Origin of the sequence: Arthrobacter pullicola, assembly GCF_014836875.1 — a bacterium.
In the GTDB taxonomy this organism is placed as follows: Bacteria; Actinomycetota; Actinomycetes; order Actinomycetales; family Micrococcaceae; genus Arthrobacter_B; species Arthrobacter_B pullicola.
Genome location: NZ_JACSQC010000009.1, coordinates 21,751 through 37,013 on the forward strand (window position 1 = coordinate 21,751; position 15,263 = coordinate 37,013).

Genomic DNA, 15,263 nt, shown 5'->3' on the forward strand with positions numbered 1-15,263 from the left:
GGGCCGGGTACCTGTCCGGTACGGCTAGCGCGCGTAGCGGGCGGTGAAGTTCCGCAGGATCAGCGGAGGATCGGTGACCTCCTGGAAGCGGATCGAGTCCATCACGGCATCGGCTTCCTCCGGCGGGAAGTATCCGGCGTTGCGGTAGACCGAAATGCGGGTCAGCAGGCCGGCCACGTCGAGTTCGGGATGGAACTGCGTGGCGTACAGGTTGGTCCGGACCCGGAACATCTGCACCGGGCAGCCGGGGGAGCCGGCCAGGTTCACGGCGTGGGCCGGGAGCTTGGACACGGCTTCCTTGTGGCCCACGAACGCGGCAAAGGTATTGGGCAGCCCTTCCAGCAGCGGATCCCGGCGTCCTTCAGGGGTGAGGGACACCGGCACCGCCGCGATGGCCTCACCGAACTGCCGGTCGACGACGGCGCCCTGGTGCCGTCCCAGCGTGCCGACTCCGTAGCAGGCACCGAGGAACGGGAAGTCCCGGGCCACCACAGCATCCAGCAAGGCGCCGAGTTCCTTCTCCACGCGCAGCTGCAGGGAAGATTTGGTTTCCTCCGGGTCCGAGGAGTTGAAGGGGCTGCCGCCCACAATGATGCCGCTGTAGCGGTCCAGGTCAATCGGGGGCAGGGGAGCGGCTTCCACCCGGACCCGGTGCAGCTGGGCAGGCAGCAGGCCGCCGAAGGCCAGATAGGACTCATATTCCTCCTCGGCGGCACCGTCTTCGGCGCGCGAGGCCAGCAGCAGGAAGGGCTTCATTCCTCGATGGTAGTTCGCGTCCCGCGCGTCCGCTTCACCCGCATCTGCGGTGCCAGGGATTCGCGGGCACCGAGCCAGACGAGCAGCGCTACGGCAGCGATCGCGCCTGTCACTGCGAAGGCCCAGGTATACCCGAGCCGGTCGGCCAGCACACCGGCCAGGATGGGCCCAATGATGGCACCGGTGTCGGAGGACATCTGGAAGGTGGCCAGGACCTTGCCGCCGCTGCGGCCGGAGCCAACGACGTCGGCCACCGCCGCCTGCTGTGCCGGGTTCAGCAGGCCCGTACCGATTCCGGCGATTCCCGAGACGATCAGGAACACGGCCACGGAACCGGAGAAACCGATGGCCGCAGTGGCGGCGGCATTAATCGCCAGGCCCGTGATGACCAGCGGTTTGCGCCCCCAGCTGTCCGCCAGCCGGCCGGAGAATGTCAGCGCCAGGGCTGTCCCGGCCGCGAAGGCCGTGAGCGAGATGCCGGCGATCTCCGGACCGGCGGACAGCACCGCTGCCGCGAACAGCGGCAGCAGGGAGTTCCGGACGCCGAAGGAGGACCAGCCGTTGGCGAAGCTGGAGACCAGGGCGGCCCGGTACGCGGAATCGGAGAGGGCTTCGCGGACGGTCAGGTTTGCCGGGGCCGGGCCGGCGTCCGGGCTGGGCCTGGTGCCTCTGGCATCCCGGAGCAGGAACGCCACCAGGACGGCGGTGATCAGCAGCGCCGCCGCATAGACCAGGAACGGCACCCGGAGTCCGAAGCCGGCCAGCAGCCCGCCGAGCAGCGGTCCGCCGATGTTGCCGAGCAGGAAGGAGGAGGCATAGGCGCCGGAGATCCGGCCGCGGATGGCAGGCGGAGCCAGGCGGATGATCAGGGCCATCGCCGAAATGGTGAACATGGTGGAGCCGATGCCGCCCAGGCCGCGGAAGATGAGCAGCTGCCAGTAGTTTTCCGCAAACGCACACGCCGCGGTGGACAGAGCCACGATCAGCAGTCCCATGACGTAGACCGGGCGCTCGCCGAGTTTTTCCAGCAGCGCTCCGCCGGCGGGGGCGAAAACCAGCCGGGTAAAGGCAAAGGCACTGACCACCACCGAGGACGCGGCAACGCCCACGTTGAAGCTTTGGGCAAACTGCGGCAGGACCGGCGCGACCAGGCCGAAGCCCAGGGCGATGAGGAAGGCGGCAGCGATAAGGACTTTGATTTCGCGGGGGATTGGAATCCGGGGAGAACGCACCATGATGTTCTGATTCTCGCAGAATCCTCCGCCGTTCCGCCCGGGGCGGAACGGGGGTGCGCCCGCCGGCCGCGGCGGGTGCCCCGCAGCTGTGGCGTATGACATGCTGGAAAGCGTGAATGAGACTCTTTCGATAGTGATCTATGTGGTCATCGGGCTTGCCGTAATCGGCTCGGTGGCGGCGCTGCTGGTGCGCACCCGGCGCATGCCCAAGGGCATGTACCCCACAACCCGCGACGCCGACGACCAGCCCGGCGGCAGCACCGCTGTCCTGGACCGTCCCGGGACGGCCGAGCCCGGAACGGATACCGCCGTCACGGTCCCCGACGATCTGCGGGACCTCGAGGAAGCACCGGCTGAGCCCCAGGCACCGGCGCTGGAGACCCCCGAACCCGTCCAGGGCCGCCTAGCCCGGCTGCGCGCCCGGCTCTCGAAGTCCAACAACGCCCTGGGCAAGGCCCTGCTTGCGCTGCTCTCCAGCGACAAGATCGACGAGGACGTCTGGGAGGAAATCGAGGAAACCCTGCTGCTGGCAGACCTCGGTACCGAGCCCACCATGGAACTGGTGGACGCCCTGCGCGAACGCGTCCGGATTTCCGGCAGCCGCGATCCCCAGGAAGTCCGCGGCATGCTGCGCGAAGAGCTGATCAAGCTGGTGGACCCCACAATGGACCGTTCCCTGGCCGTGGAACGCCACGCGGACAAGCCTTCCGTTGTGATGGTGGTGGGCGTCAACGGCGTCGGCAAGACCACTACGGTCGGCAAGCTGGCCCGCGTGCTCGTCGCCGAGGACAAGGACGTGCTCCTGGGCGCTGCTGACACCTTCCGTGCCGCCGCCGCCGAACAGCTGGCCACCTGGGGCCAGCGGGTAGGCGTGCCCACCGTGCGTTCCGACGTCGACGGCGCCGATCCGGCATCCGTGGCGTTCGAAGCCGTGAAGGCCGGAATCGACGGCGAAGTGGACACCGTGCTGATCGACACCGCCGGGCGGCTGCAGAACAAGGTTGGCCTGATGGACGAGCTTGGCAAGGTCAAGCGCGTCATTGAGAAGCAGGCCGAGGTGGACGAGGTCCTCCTGGTCCTGGACGCCACCACCGGCCAGAACGGACTGACCCAGGCGAAGGTCTTTGCCGAGGTCGTCAACATCACCGGCATTGTGCTGACCAAGCTGGACGGAACCGCCAAGGGCGGGATCGTCGTCGCCATCCAGCGCACCCTCGGGGTGCCGGTCAAGCTGGTCGGGTTGGGCGAAGGGCCGGATGACCTGGCACCGTTCGACGCCGAAGAGTTTGTGGACGCCCTGCTCTCCTGAGCGCCCAGTAACGTACAAAGCTCCCCGCACCGGATCGGTGCGGGGAGCTTTTTTGTGCCGTACGGCTGCGGTCCGGTTACCTGTAGCGGTTAATCCTGGAACGTGAAGTTCAGGACGGTCACTGTGCCAGCCGTCAGGACGAACTCCTGGGTTGCTGAACCGTAAGCGAAGCCCGGGAGCGTGAGGCGCTCGCTTACCGGCACAGCTTCAGTTAGCTGACCATCAATCATGGTGCTGTCCTCGGAGGTGTACGAGCTCCCCGTCAGCTGGGACATCGCCGCGGTGAGTGGACGGCCCGGGAGCACCAGGCTGACGTTCATCTGCGCGTCAGTTTCCGGGTTGTTGGCGTTGACCAGAACCACGCTGATGCTGCCGTCCGCATGGCGCACCGCGTAGGAGTGGCTGAGGCCTCCGCCCGTCTCTTCCGCCGCCAGGAACTCTCCGGGCTGCATCTCGGCGATCATGGACAGCCCAAAGTAATTGGCACGTTCCTCCACTGCGCCATTGGGCTGCAGGTATTCTCCCCCGGAGCAGATGGCGGACATGGGCGGGCCGCCCCTGCATGTGATGAGCGAACTGTGGAAACTCAGCCGGCTGACGCCCAACTGGGCGCCGCTTATGGCGTAGTCAGCCGCCCAGAGCGCCGATGCATGGGTCTTGGTCGTCTCATTCGATCCGGGGCACGCAGAAACACCGGTCTCAGTGATCCAGGTTTCCAGGCCGGCTGCGCTCGCAGGTTTTAGTGCTTCACCTCGGTAATAGTCCGCGTGGTCATGAACGTTCTGGCTCATCAGGTTCGCCAGGATGGGTTCACCGTTGGCATCGCTCTTCCCATCACAGCTGGAAAGGGGGTAATGGTGGAAGGAAAAGACCTTCTGCTGGGGCAAATCCACCTTGGCGAAGGGCTCCCACCAAGCCTCGGAATAGACGCCGGGGCCAACAATTTTCACATCCGGCGCCACCTCATAGATCGCCTGTGCATAGGCCTTGAGTTCCGTGAGGTAATCCTCCATGGTCCAACCGGAATCCCGCAGTCCGTTGCTCGGGTACCCGTTGGGTTCATTCCCTACCGTGATTCCCGCCAGCCGGTCCCCGAAAATTCGGGATGCATGGGCCGCCATGTCGGCGGCACGCGCAGGATCGTAGTGGCCCAGGTCAACGGTCAGGTTGATGGCGGCATCCGTTGCCTCCAGCAGCGTGTTCACCCGTTCAAGGTCAGCGGGGGCGACGGCGCGCACGGGATGGGCTTTGTCTCCCTTCAGATTGCTCGGAACCGGTTCTCCGGCCGAGGTCCAGAAGAAGCGCCGGTCCACGGCATTTCCGCCGAAACGCAGCAGGGGCTTGCCCAGCCCGGTGAGGGATTGAACCATCTCCGGGTTGTCTCCGGACATTGCCGGATCTGCCAGGTCGGTGGCTTCCAGCGACAAACCCACCAGTCCCGCTGGCAGGGAGGTTCCAGTCTTCGCTGCGCCTACCGTTAGCGCCAGCGGTTCAACCGAAGTCAGAGGAGATCCCTCCGGCGGGCCGATCTGGGTGTAGTAGGAGAAGACCGGTTCCGGGGGAAGCGGAGTTTCCACAGCTATGGTTTCGGGCTGCACCGGGGCCGGCGCGGCCGGATCCTCAAGGAGGAGCGGAACGCTGATACCGGCTGCAGCCAGGAGAAGCGCAGCGGTGCCGGCGGCTATCCATTTCCCCCGGCCTGGGCGGGGTGGCCTTTGGTGCCGGCGGCTGGGCGGGTCCTGGTTGGCAGGCCCAGGTATCGAAGTCCGTCCGGGCAAGGGCGGGTTGTCAGGCATGGGGGATATTCCTCCGGGGTAGTGAGACTCAGGGAACATCCTAGCCGTGGCCGGCTCGCACGCTGCGACGCAGCACCCCCGGCCGGTTCCCACCGGGTAACCTGCACGAAATCTCCCCGTCACCGCGGTTTTACCCAGCGGAGGGCTTTGTAATCTGCCGGCAATGGATCCGGCCGAATGCCGAAACTTCGCCCCGGCAGAGTTCTTTACGCGGGAGATGCCCGTGGATCGTGGAAGGACGTGGAGATGGATCTGTCAGCAGGTCACGTCTGGGTGATGGTGTCGGCGGCCCTGGTGCTGCTCATGACCCCCGGAGTGGCATTCTTTTACGGCGGTATGACCCGCGCCAAAGCGGCACTGAACATGATGATGATGAGCTTTGTGTCGATCGGGCTGGTCGGCGTGGTCTGGGTTCTGTGGGGGTTCTCCATGACGGGCGGCGAGGGGATCGCGGGCCTGTTCGGCAGTCCCTTTGCATCCTTCGGCCTTGAGGACCTGATCGGCACCGAGGACATGATCAGCGCCGGCTTCGGGGCTACGTTCGCCATCATCACCGTGGCCCTGATCAGCGGCGCCATTGCAGACCGTGCGAAGTTCAGCGCCTGGGCCGTCTTTGTCCCGGTCTGGGTCACCCTGGTCTACTGCCCGCTGGCCTTTATGGTCTGGGGCGGCGGACTGCTCGGAGCCGAGGGTGCCATCGGCTCGGTGGTCGGGGAGGCCATCGACTTTGCCGGCGGAACGGTCGTGCACATCAACGCCGGTGTCGCAGCCCTGGTCCTGGCCCTGATCATCGGCAAGCGCCGCGGCTTCGGAACCGACCCCAGCCACCGTCCGCACAACATTCCGTTCGTGATGCTCGGTGCGGCACTGCTCTGGTTCGGCTGGTTCGGCTTCAACGGCGGTGCCGCCGGCACCGCGGAGGAGGCCGGCCTGATCTGGGTCAACACCCTCGCAGCACCCGCAGCCGCCATGGTCGGCTGGCTGATTACCGAACGCATTCGCGACGGCCGCCCCACCTCGCTGGGCGCAGCATCGGGGATCGTCGCCGGCCTGGTGGCGATCACCCCGGCCTGCGCCAGCGTCAGCCCGGCAGGTGCACTCGGTCTCGGACTGGTAGCCGGTGTCGTGGCTGCGCTCGCGGTCGGGCTGAAGTACAAGCTCGGCTATGACGATTCCCTGGATGTTGTGGGTGTCCACCTGGTTGCGGGCCTGATCGGCACCGTGGCCCTGGGCTTCATCGCCCTGCCGGTCGACGGCGTTGGCGGCGGCCTGTTCTACGGCGGCGGATTCGCCCAGCTCGGCGCCCAGATCGTGGCGACCGTGGTGGCCATCATCTTCTCGGCCGTGATGACCCTCATCATCGGTCTCGCAATCCACAAGACCATCGGCTTCCGGGTTTCCGAGGAAGAGGAACTCAACGGCGTCGACCTCAGCGAGCATGCTGAGACCGCCTACGAACTCGGCGGAGTCGGCGTGGGCGGGACCTTCCGCCCGGTCGCCGAAACCGCGTCCGCAGCCACCAAGGAGAGCGTCAACTCATGAAACTCGTCACCGCAATCGTCCGGCCGGAGAAGTTCGACTCAATCCGCGGCGCACTGGAGAGCTACGGCGTCCAGGGGCTGACGGTCAGCCAGGCCAACGGCTACGGCCGGCAGCGGGGCCACACCGAGGTCTACCGCGGCGCGGAGTACACAGTGGACCTGCTGCCCAAGATCCGCGTTGAAGTCCTGGCCGCCAACGAATGGGTCAATGACATCGTTGATGTGCTGGTTTCCACCGCCAACACCGGCCGCGCCGGCGACGGCAAGGTGTGGGTCACCAACGTCGAAGAGGCGCTGCGCGTCCGCACCGGTGAACGGGGCGACTCAGCACTCTAGCTTCCACACCCAGGGCATCTGAGAAAGGAACCGCCCGGCTGCCATCCAGCCGGGCGGTTCCTTCGTTTGGCTGCAAAAGACCATGAACGGCTGCGGTGTGCCGCAACCTCCCTGCCGGCCGCAGGCAGATAGGAACCCGGCGGCGAATACCCACCGGCGCTTGGTACCCTTAACAGCTGGGCCTGGCAAACATGGCGAACTACCCGATGAAAGAAGTGCGCAGCGCGTGTTCAATTCACTGTCTGACCGGTTGACTTCCACGTTCAAGAACCTGCGTGGCAAGGGGAGGCTGAGCGAGGCCGACGTTGATGCCACAGTGCGGGAAATCCGGCGTGCGCTCCTGGACGCCGACGTCGCCGTCCCCGTGGTCCGCAGTTTCACCGCTTCGGTCAAGGAACGTGCCCTCGGCTCCGAGGTGTCCCAGGCCCTGAACCCGGGCCAGCAGGTCGTCAAGATCGTCAACGAGGAACTCGTTGGCATCCTGGGCGGACAGACCCGCCGCCTCACCTTCGCGAAGAACCCCCCGACTGTCATCATGCTCGCGGGCCTCCAGGGCGCCGGTAAGACGACGCTGGCCGGCAAGCTTTCGCGCTACCTCAAGGACCAGGGCCACAGCCCGCTGCTGGTCGCCGCCGACCTCCAGCGTCCCAACGCCGTGAAGCAGCTGCAGGTCAACGGCGAACGCGCCGGTGTTCCGGTCTACGCACCCCACCCCGGTGTCAGCTCCGAGTTTGAGGCAGCAACAGGTGATCCGGTCGCCGTCGCCCGCCAGGGCGTGGAGGAAGCCCGGACCAAGCTGCACGACATCGTTATTGTGGACACCGCCGGACGCCTGGGCGTCGACGCGGAACTGATGCAGCAGGCAGCTGACATCCGTGCCGCGATTACTCCGGATGAAGTCCTCTTCGTCATCGACGCGATGATCGGACAGGATGCGGTCGCCACCGCACAGGCGTTCAACGAAGGCGTCAACTTCACCGGCGTCGTCCTGACAAAGCTCGACGGCGATGCCCGCGGCGGTGCCGCCCTTTCCGTGGCCTCGATCACCGGCAAGCCCGTGATGTTCGCGTCCACCGGTGAAGGCCTGAAGGACTTCGAGGTCTTCCACCCGGACCGCATGGCCAGCCGCATCCTGGACATGGGCGACATCCTGACGCTCATTGAGCAGGCGGAGAAGTCCTGGGACAAGGACGAAGCCGCCCGCATGGCGAAGAAGTTCGCCGACCAGGAGGATTTCACCCTCGACGATTTCCTGGCGCAGATGCAGCAGCTGCGCAACATGGGCTCCATGAAGAAGATGCTCATGATGATGCCCGGCGCAGCCGGCATGCGTGAGCAGCTGGAGAACTTCGACGAACGCGAAATCGACCGCGTCGAAGCAATCGTCCGCTCCATGACCCCGCACGAGCGCGTTGCCCCGAAGATCATTAACGGCTCGCGCCGCGCCAGGATCGCCCGCGGCTCCGGTGTCCATGTCTCCGAGGTCAACGGACTCCTGGAACGCTTTGCCCAGGCCCAGAAGATGATGAAGAAAATGGCTGCCGGCGGCGGCATCCCCGGAATGCCGGGCATGGCCGGCCCGGGTGGTTTCAGCGGCGGACGCAAGAAGCAGCAGGCTGCCAAGGGCAAGAAGAAGGCCCGCTCCGGCAACCCGGCCAAGGCCGCCCAGGAGCTGGCCGAAGCGGAGGCACGGCGCGCCGGTGCCCGCAAGTCCCTGCCCACCGGCTCCGCTTTCGGCGCGCAGGGCGGCGACTTCGATCCCTCCTCGCTGAACCTGCCGAAGGGCTTCGAGAAGTTCCTCGGCAAGTAAGCTCCCGGTAACGGCTTTGGCTGTGCGCCGGCATTTGCTCCGGCGCACAGGATAGGCTTCTGCGGATTCACGCAGTAACCACCGGCGGTGCGGAGGGCAGGCTTTGGCAGGACAAGGACTGACACGGTTCTATGGCAGTGTCTTCCGGCGCCGGGTGGACACCGCGCTGCTGCTCCGGGACGGCTCCGGCGGAATCCTGATCGTGCGTGCCGGCAACGGCCCGTGGGCGCTGCCCGGTGGAGTGGTCAAAACCGGGGAAGACCCGCGCTCGGCAGCCGCCCGGGAAGCCTCGGCGGTGCTGGGGGACCGGGTCCAGGCCGGCAGGATGCTTGTGTTGGACTGTTCTGTGGTGCCCGCCCAGGACGGCGGTGCCTTGTCCTTTGTCTACGACGGCGGTTCGGTGGCGGCTGCCACCAGCGAGTTCCGTGCCGCAGGCGGTTCGCTCCAGGCCAGATTCCTTCCCGCAGAGGATTGCGCACGGCTGCTCGACGCACCGGAGGCAGCCCGCCTGGCAGCAGGCCTGCGCGCCTTGGAACTGCAGGGGGTGGCGGAGCTGGTGGACGGACAGGACACCACCGAGGACCTTCCCCGCCCTGCCGGTGCTCCGGCACTGATGCCGCGTCTGCCGGAAGTGTCACACCTGCTGGGGTAAACCGCCTTGGCTCTGCGGCGATACGCTGTTTGGATGGCTCAGCAACGCATTGTTTTTGTGCACGGTGCCGGCCGCGTTGGCGCCGCCGCGTGGCCCCGGCAGCATTCCCTGGCAGGCAGGTACGACGCCCTGTTCCTGCGCAGGCATGGCTACCGCCCGGATCTGCCGCCGGCTCCTACCGATCACCGTGCCGATGCCGCCGCCGTGCTGGCGGCGCTCGGTGCCGGCGGCCACGTCGTTGCGCATGCCGAAGGCGCTGTTTCGGCCATGATGGCGGCGGTGCTGGCCCCGGAGCGCGTCTGGTCCCTGACCCTGTGCGAACCTGCAGTTTTTTCCCTGACCCGTGACCTGCCGGCCACCTCGGCCCACCGTCAGCATCTGCAGGCGCTCTTCAATAATGCCCCGTACCTGAGCGATGAGGAGTACGCCGCCGAGTACCGCCGCCTGGTGTTCTCCGCGGAGGCGGCTGCTCCTCCCGGCGGAGACCCTTACGCCGCCGCCCGGCAGCGGATGCAGTCACCGCCGTGGGAGGCGCCGCTGGAGATTGTCCCGGGCGTCCCCACCCTGGTCCTGACCGGTGGATGGGAGCCGCTGTACGAAGAAGTGGCAGGTTTCCTGGCCTCGACGGGTGCCGACCACCGGGTCATCGGCGGTAACCACCGCCCCCAGGACACGGACGCGGGGCAGGAAGCGATCCGCGGGTTCCTTGCCGGCAGTCAGCCAGCCACAGCGGCAGCGGCCGGCTGATGCCTTCCATTCGGACCGCAACCCCCGCGGACCTGGTCCGGCTTCCCCGGCTACCCGGGAATGACCCTTTGCACGTTCCTGGATGTTCCGTTCAACGCACCCTTTTACCGCAGCTGCGGATTCGAGGTCATTGAGCCGCACGGCAAACCGGCCGCGCTCCGCCGTCGCGAAGCGGAGTGCGGGCTGGACGACGCGGGACGACGCGTCGCCATGTCCATCCGCTTCGGACCGGTTTAGTTCCGGTTTCTTCCGGGGGTCTCTTGGGATTACTCGAAGCTTCAAGTAATATGGTTTGCATGAACCTTCAAGTAAATTCCGCGGACCTGCTGCCTGCTGACCTCTCCATGGGGACGGTCATGCTCAAGGTGGGGGACCTGCCCAAGTTGTCCGCCTACTATCAGAGCGCCCTGGGCCTGGAAGTGGTGGCAGAGGCCGACGGCGGACTGTTCCTCGGGCGCGGAAATGTTCCGGTGGTCCATCTGGCGCCCGCCGGGGGACTGCAGGTCGCAGCGCGCGGGGAAGCGGGCCTGTTCCATACCGCAATCCTCTTTGAAACCCAGGCAGACCTCGCGGCCACCGTGGCCCTGGCTGCGCAGTATGATCCGGCAGCCTTTGTTGGCAGTGCCGATCACCTGGTCAGCGAGGCCTTCTACTTTACCGATCCCGAGGGGAACGGGATTGAGCTCTACTGGGACCGTCCGCGGGAAAACTGGGACTGGGACCAGGATGTGAACGGCAGGACGGTCCGGATGGCGTCACTGGCGCTGCCGCCCCAGGACTATTTCCGCAAGCATCTGTCCCAGACCGCGCTCGACGGCGTGTCTGATGCCGGTGCCGGGGTTGGCCATGTGCACCTGCAGGTAGGGGATACCGCCACCGCCGCCGCGTTCTATGTGGACACGCTCGGATTCGAGCGGACCGCCGATTTCCATGGGCAGGCACTTTTTGTCTCAGCCGGCGGCTACCACCACCACATGGCCATGAATGTCTGGAACAGCCGCGGCGCCGGCCCCCGCCGGGACACCCTCGGACTGGGGGAGGTGCTCATCAGCGTTCCGGATCAGGATGCGGTCGGGGCCCTCGCCGAGAGGCTGGCCTTCGCCGGGGTCGCCAGCCATCACACCGGTGCTGAACTGCGCTTCGAGGATCCCTGGCGCAACCGCCTCCGCGTCGCGGCAGCCTAAATCCGCCCTGTTCTGTCCGGGCGGACCTCCGCGTGGTGCTTGTTCTGCCGCCGACGGCAGTGTCGCGCAGTGAGGTTCTGCATGTTTTGGGACATTCCTGCCGCCAAGGGACTTTCCTGCCACGGCGCCGCGCAGGAAAGTCCCAATATGGCAGGGATGTCCCGGATGGGAGGGGATCGGCGCCGTCTGGTGTCCCGATCCGGCAGGGGTGTCCCAATCCGGCAGGACTATCGCACAAGCGCCGAGAACCCTGCCTCAACAGACCAGCCAGGTCCGCGGAGCGCCGCGAGTCGCGAAAGATGGTCCCGTCTGGCACAATGGACAGGTACTCGATCTGCGCGGCCCCTCTCTCCGTGCAGTATCTTGTCCTTTTGAACCCCAACGTTATGGCCCGCCCCACGGGAGCAGAAGTACGGGTTCGCCCCATTTCAGATCAGGAGTGACCACAAAAGTGGCCGTAAAGATTCGCCTTAAGCGCCTTGGTAAGAAGTTCTCCGCACACTACCGCGTTGTTGTCATGGATTCCCGTGCCAAGCGCGATGGCCGTGCCATCGAGGAAATCGGAATTTACCGTCCGACCGAGGAACCGTCGTACATCGACATCAAGTCCGACCGTGCCCAGTACTGGCTCGGCGTCGGCGCCCAGCCGACCGAGCAGGTCGCAGCTCTGCTGAAGATCACCGGTGACTGGCAGAAGTACAAGAACATCGATGGCCAGGAAGGTACCCTGCGTACCAAGGCTCCGAAGGAAGCCTTCGTGGCTCCCGAGAAGAAGTCTGTGATCGTCCCCGAGGCAATCACCCCGAAGGCCAAGAAGGAAGAGGCTGCAGCCGCTTCCACTGAGGCTGAGGCTGAGTAGATTGCTGGCTGAAGCGCTGGAGCACCTCGTCCGTGGAATCGTTGACTCCCCTGAGGACGTCAAGGTTTCCGCCAAGAACAACCGCCGGGGGGAAACCCTCGAGGTTCGTGTTCACCAGGAAGATCTCGGCCGGGTCATCGGCCGCCAGGGCCGTACCGCCCGCGCTCTGCGCACGGTGATGTCCGCCCTGGCCGGCAGCGACCAGGTTCGTGTCGACGTCGTCGACACAGACCGCCGCCGCTGACGCACCAGCAATTCAAGCAGTTCTTAGCATCCGGCCCCGGCACCAGATAATGGTGAAGGGGCCGGATGTTTTTTCGGCTCCGGCCCAATCGGCCGAGCTTTTCGATCCAAGGAGAATCCATGCAGTTGCAGGTCGCACGAATCGGCAAGCCCCACGGTATTCGGGGTGAAGTGACCGTCCAGGTCCTGACCGATGCACCTGAGGACCGCTTTGTTCCAGGTGCCGTCCTCACCGTCGAACCGGCTGCCAAGGGCCCGCTGACAGTGATCAGTGCGCGCTGGAACAAGGACATCCTGCTGCTCGGCTTCGAGGAAGTCGAAGACCGCAACGGCGCTGAGGAGCTGCGCGGGGTCAAGCTGTTCATCGACACCGATGAAGCTGACGCGGACGACGACGGCGAAGGCTGGTATGAGCACGAACTGGTGGGCCTGAAAGTGAAGGTGGGTAACGACGTCGTCGGCACCGTCACCGCGCTGCGCACCCTCACGGTTCAGGACCTGCTGGTCATCGAGGACACTGCGGGCCGGGAAGTCCTGGTTCCGTTCGTGGAAGCCATTGTTCCCGAGGTGAACACCGAAGACGGTTTTGTGCTGCTGACGCCGCCGGCTGGCCTGTTTGAGCTGAACCTGCCCGAGGCAGACAAGGGCGGGGCAGGGCGCTAAGTGCGTATTGACGTCTTCTCGATTTTTCCGGAGTACCTCGCCGCACTGGACCTGTCCCTGATCGGCAAGGCACGGCAGGACGGGATCCTGGACGTGCGGGTCCAGGACCTGCGCGCGTTCACCACCGACCGGCACCGCACAGTGGACGACACACCCTATGGCGGCGGCGCCGGCATGGTGATGAAGCCCGAACCCTGGGCCGAGGCGCTGTCCACCGCGCTCAGCGGCGGGACAGCCGAGGGGGAGTCCGGAGCCGGAGAACGCCCCACGCTCATTGTTCCCTCACCGGCGGGGGAAGTGTTCGCCCAGGCCACCGCCTATGAACTGGCGGAGAAGCAGCAGCTGGTCTTCGCCTGCGGCCGGTACGAAGGCATCGACGAACGGGTCCTGGAATGGGCGGGCGAGAATTTCGATGTCCGGCCCATGAGCCTGGGCGACTACGTGCTGAACGGGGGAGAGGTGGCAGTGCTGGCCATGGTGGAGGCCATTGGCCGCCTGGTGCCCGGCGTCGTCGGCAATCCGGAGTCCCTGGTGGAGGAATCGCACTCCGACGGCCTGCTCGAGTACCCCGTGTACACCAAGCCCTCGCTGTGGCGGGACCGGCCCATCCCGGAAGTCCTGCTCAGCGGTAACCACGCGAAGATCGCCCGGTTCCGGCGCGATGAGCAGCTTCGGCGTACCGCCGAACGCAGGCCGGACCTGATTGCGAAGCTCAACCCGTCCACGCTGGACAAAGCCGACCGCGCCGCACTGGAGGCACTGGGCTGGACGGTCACGGCGGAGGCCGTGCTGCCCCGGTAATCACAGGGGTTCCCGGACCCCCGGCGCAGCTGCCGGTTGGTTGGCTGCTCAGGGGTGTGGCAGAATGGATAGTTGTGTCATCTGGGTCCGCACCTGCCACAGGGGGAGCGAGACTAACAGCGAGACACACCGGCGCACCGATTCCCGGACAGCCGGTTTCTTTAGCTTCGGCGGTATTTGTGCGCTTACGGGCGCATCCTTGCCGCCGTGACCAAAGTGGATGACCTGTGGCGTTCACCAGGAGTGATAAACAATGCACATCCTAGATTCTGTTGATGCAGCTTCGCTGCGTTCAGACATCCCCGAGTTCCGCGCCGGTGACACGGTCAAGGTTCACGTAAACATCGTCGAAGGCAAGAACACCCGTGTTCAGGTCTTCCAGGGCTTCGTCATGAAGCGCCAGGGCGACGGCCTCCGCGAGACCTTCACGGTCCGCAAGGTCAGCTTCGGTGTTGGCGTGGAGCGTACCTTCCCGGTGCACTCCCCGGTCCTCGACAAGGTCGAGATTGTCACCCGTGGTGACGTCCGCCGTGCCAAGCTGTACTACATGCGCGACCTGCGCGGCAAGGCTGCCAAGATCAAGGAAAAGCGCGACTTCCGTCCCGCCAAGTAATTTTCTTGTCTGACACATCCGCAGATGGGGCCACGCCCCGGAAGCACACGAAACGCCGGTCCATTGCGGGCTGGCGTTTCGTGCTCTGCGCCGTCGCCGCCGCCGTCGTGCTGGGCGGTCTGGTCCGCGCGTTCGTCGTCGACGTCTACTACATTCCCTCGGGCTCCATGGAACCGCTGCTGGAACCGGGGGACCGGGTCCTGGTCTCCCGTACCGAGTACCGCACGGGCGAAATCCAGCGCGGCGACGTCGTCGTTTTCGACGGACGCGGCTCCCTGGCCCCGCTGCACAGTTCCGATCCTGTCCTGACGCAGGCCGTGAAACAGGCCGGGCAGTGGCTGGGGCTCACCGGCAGCGACACGGTCTACGTCAAGCGGGTTATCGGCGTCGCCGGAGACCGGATCGCCTGCTGCACCGCCGGAGATCCGCGGATCACGGTGAACGGCCAGCCGGTGGACGAACCGTACCTCTACCCGCAGGACGCCCCGAGCGAGCAGGCGTTCGACGTCGTGGTCCCGGAGGGGCGGCTCTGGCTGATGGGGGACCACCGGTCGGAGTCAGCTGACTCCCGGGCGCTGCTTGGCGCCCCCGGCGGCGGCCTCATCCCGGAGGACCGGGTGATCGGCCGCGCCCAGCAAATCCTATGGCCATTCGAAAGAAGCACAGAGATTCAACGGCTAGAGTTGGATTCTGTATGGAATTCAGCGGAATAAGAGGA

General features: G+C 65.8%; 17 protein-coding genes. 14 read left to right on the forward strand and 3 right to left on the reverse strand.

Annotation, left to right across the window (positions count from 1 at the left end; all coding sequences use genetic code 11):
* Positions 1 to 24: 24 nt before the first annotated feature.
* A complete protein-coding gene (locus tag H9638_RS15670; RefSeq protein ID WP_191748988.1) occupies positions 25 to 756 on the reverse strand; it encodes a glutamine amidotransferase in 732 nt (243 codons plus the stop codon).
* On the reverse strand, positions 753 to 1,991 hold the full coding sequence (locus H9638_RS15675) for an MFS transporter (protein WP_191748989.1): 1,239 nt from the start codon (positions 1,989 to 1,991) through the stop codon (positions 753 to 755). The genes H9638_RS15670 and H9638_RS15675 overlap by 4 nt, the downstream gene beginning before the upstream one ends.
* Positions 1,992 to 2,103: 112 nt before the next feature.
* Between H9638_RS15675 and ftsY the strand changes: the two genes are divergently transcribed.
* Positions 2,104 to 3,300, forward strand: coding sequence for a signal recognition particle-docking protein FtsY (gene ftsY / locus H9638_RS15680; protein WP_191748990.1), 1,197 nt, complete (start codon positions 2,104 to 2,106; stop codon positions 3,298 to 3,300).
* 89 nt (positions 3,301 to 3,389) lie between these two features.
* Here ftsY and H9638_RS15685 read toward each other — a convergent pair whose 3' ends face one another.
* Positions 3,390 to 4,877 carry a hypothetical protein gene (locus H9638_RS15685; protein ID WP_318241908.1) on the reverse strand — a complete coding sequence of 496 codons (1,488 nt, stop codon included), beginning with the start codon at positions 4,875 to 4,877 and terminating at the stop codon, positions 3,390 to 3,392.
* A 465-nt stretch (positions 4,878 to 5,342) separates the two neighbouring features.
* On the opposite strand from H9638_RS15685, the gene H9638_RS15690 reads away from it, so the two are divergent.
* The 13 genes from H9638_RS15690 to lepB all read left to right on the forward strand — a co-directional run bounded on the left by H9638_RS15690 (position 5,343) and on the right by lepB (position 15,258).
* On the forward strand, positions 5,343 to 6,638 hold the full coding sequence (locus H9638_RS15690; RefSeq protein WP_191748991.1) for an ammonium transporter: 1,296 nt from the start codon (positions 5,343 to 5,345) through the stop codon (positions 6,636 to 6,638).
* On the forward strand, positions 6,635 to 6,973 hold the full coding sequence (locus H9638_RS15695; protein WP_066303074.1) for a P-II family nitrogen regulator: 339 nt from the start codon (positions 6,635 to 6,637) through the stop codon (positions 6,971 to 6,973). Before H9638_RS15690 ends, H9638_RS15695 begins: the two co-directional genes overlap by 4 nt.
* A 226-nt stretch (positions 6,974 to 7,199) precedes the next feature.
* On the forward strand, positions 7,200 to 8,783 hold the full coding sequence (gene ffh, locus H9638_RS15700) for a signal recognition particle protein (protein ID WP_191748992.1): 1,584 nt from the start codon (positions 7,200 to 7,202) through the stop codon (positions 8,781 to 8,783).
* 103 nt (positions 8,784 to 8,886) lie between these two features.
* On the forward strand, positions 8,887 to 9,435 hold the full coding sequence (locus H9638_RS15705) for an NUDIX domain-containing protein (protein WP_191748993.1): 549 nt from the start codon (positions 8,887 to 8,889) through the stop codon (positions 9,433 to 9,435).
* 33 nt (positions 9,436 to 9,468) lie between these two features.
* The gene (locus tag H9638_RS15710) at positions 9,469 to 10,182 is read left to right on the forward strand and encodes an alpha/beta hydrolase (RefSeq protein WP_191749001.1); all 714 of its coding nucleotides are present in this window, start codon (positions 9,469 to 9,471) and stop codon (positions 10,180 to 10,182) included.
* Positions 10,183 to 10,242: 60 nt separating this feature from the next.
* Positions 10,243 to 10,419: a hypothetical protein gene (locus H9638_RS15715; protein WP_191749002.1), complete on the forward strand. Its 177-nt coding sequence runs from the start codon at positions 10,243 to 10,245 to the stop codon at positions 10,417 to 10,419.
* Between the two features lie 59 nt (positions 10,420 to 10,478).
* On the forward strand, positions 10,479 to 11,366 hold the full coding sequence (locus tag H9638_RS15720; RefSeq protein WP_191749003.1) for a VOC family protein: 888 nt from the start codon (positions 10,479 to 10,481) through the stop codon (positions 11,364 to 11,366).
* Positions 11,367 to 11,817: 451 nt separating this feature from the next.
* On the forward strand, positions 11,818 to 12,225 hold the full coding sequence (gene rpsP / locus H9638_RS15725; RefSeq protein ID WP_191749004.1) for a 30S ribosomal protein S16: 408 nt from the start codon (positions 11,818 to 11,820) through the stop codon (positions 12,223 to 12,225).
* A 1-nt stretch (position 12,226) separates the two neighbouring features.
* On the forward strand, positions 12,227 to 12,469 hold the full coding sequence (locus H9638_RS15730) for an RNA-binding protein (RefSeq protein ID WP_066303058.1): 243 nt from the start codon (positions 12,227 to 12,229) through the stop codon (positions 12,467 to 12,469).
* A gap of 119 nt (positions 12,470 to 12,588) precedes the next feature.
* Complete coding sequence (gene rimM / locus H9638_RS15735; protein ID WP_191749005.1) at positions 12,589 to 13,131, forward strand: ribosome maturation factor RimM; 543 nt, start codon at positions 12,589 to 12,591, stop codon at positions 13,129 to 13,131.
* Positions 13,132 to 13,932 carry a tRNA (guanosine(37)-N1)-methyltransferase TrmD gene (trmD, locus tag H9638_RS15740; protein ID WP_191749006.1) on the forward strand — a complete coding sequence of 267 codons (801 nt, stop codon included), beginning with the start codon at positions 13,132 to 13,134 and terminating at the stop codon, positions 13,930 to 13,932.
* Positions 13,933 to 14,185: 253 nt separating this feature from the next.
* Positions 14,186 to 14,545: a 50S ribosomal protein L19 gene (gene rplS / locus H9638_RS15745; RefSeq protein WP_066303052.1), complete on the forward strand. Its 360-nt coding sequence runs from the start codon at positions 14,186 to 14,188 to the stop codon at positions 14,543 to 14,545.
* 62 nt (positions 14,546 to 14,607) lie between these two features.
* Entirely contained in the window at positions 14,608 to 15,258 is a 651-nt protein-coding gene (gene lepB, locus H9638_RS15750) for a signal peptidase I (RefSeq protein ID WP_318241911.1), read from the forward strand.
* Positions 15,259 to 15,263: the final 5 nt, after the last annotated feature.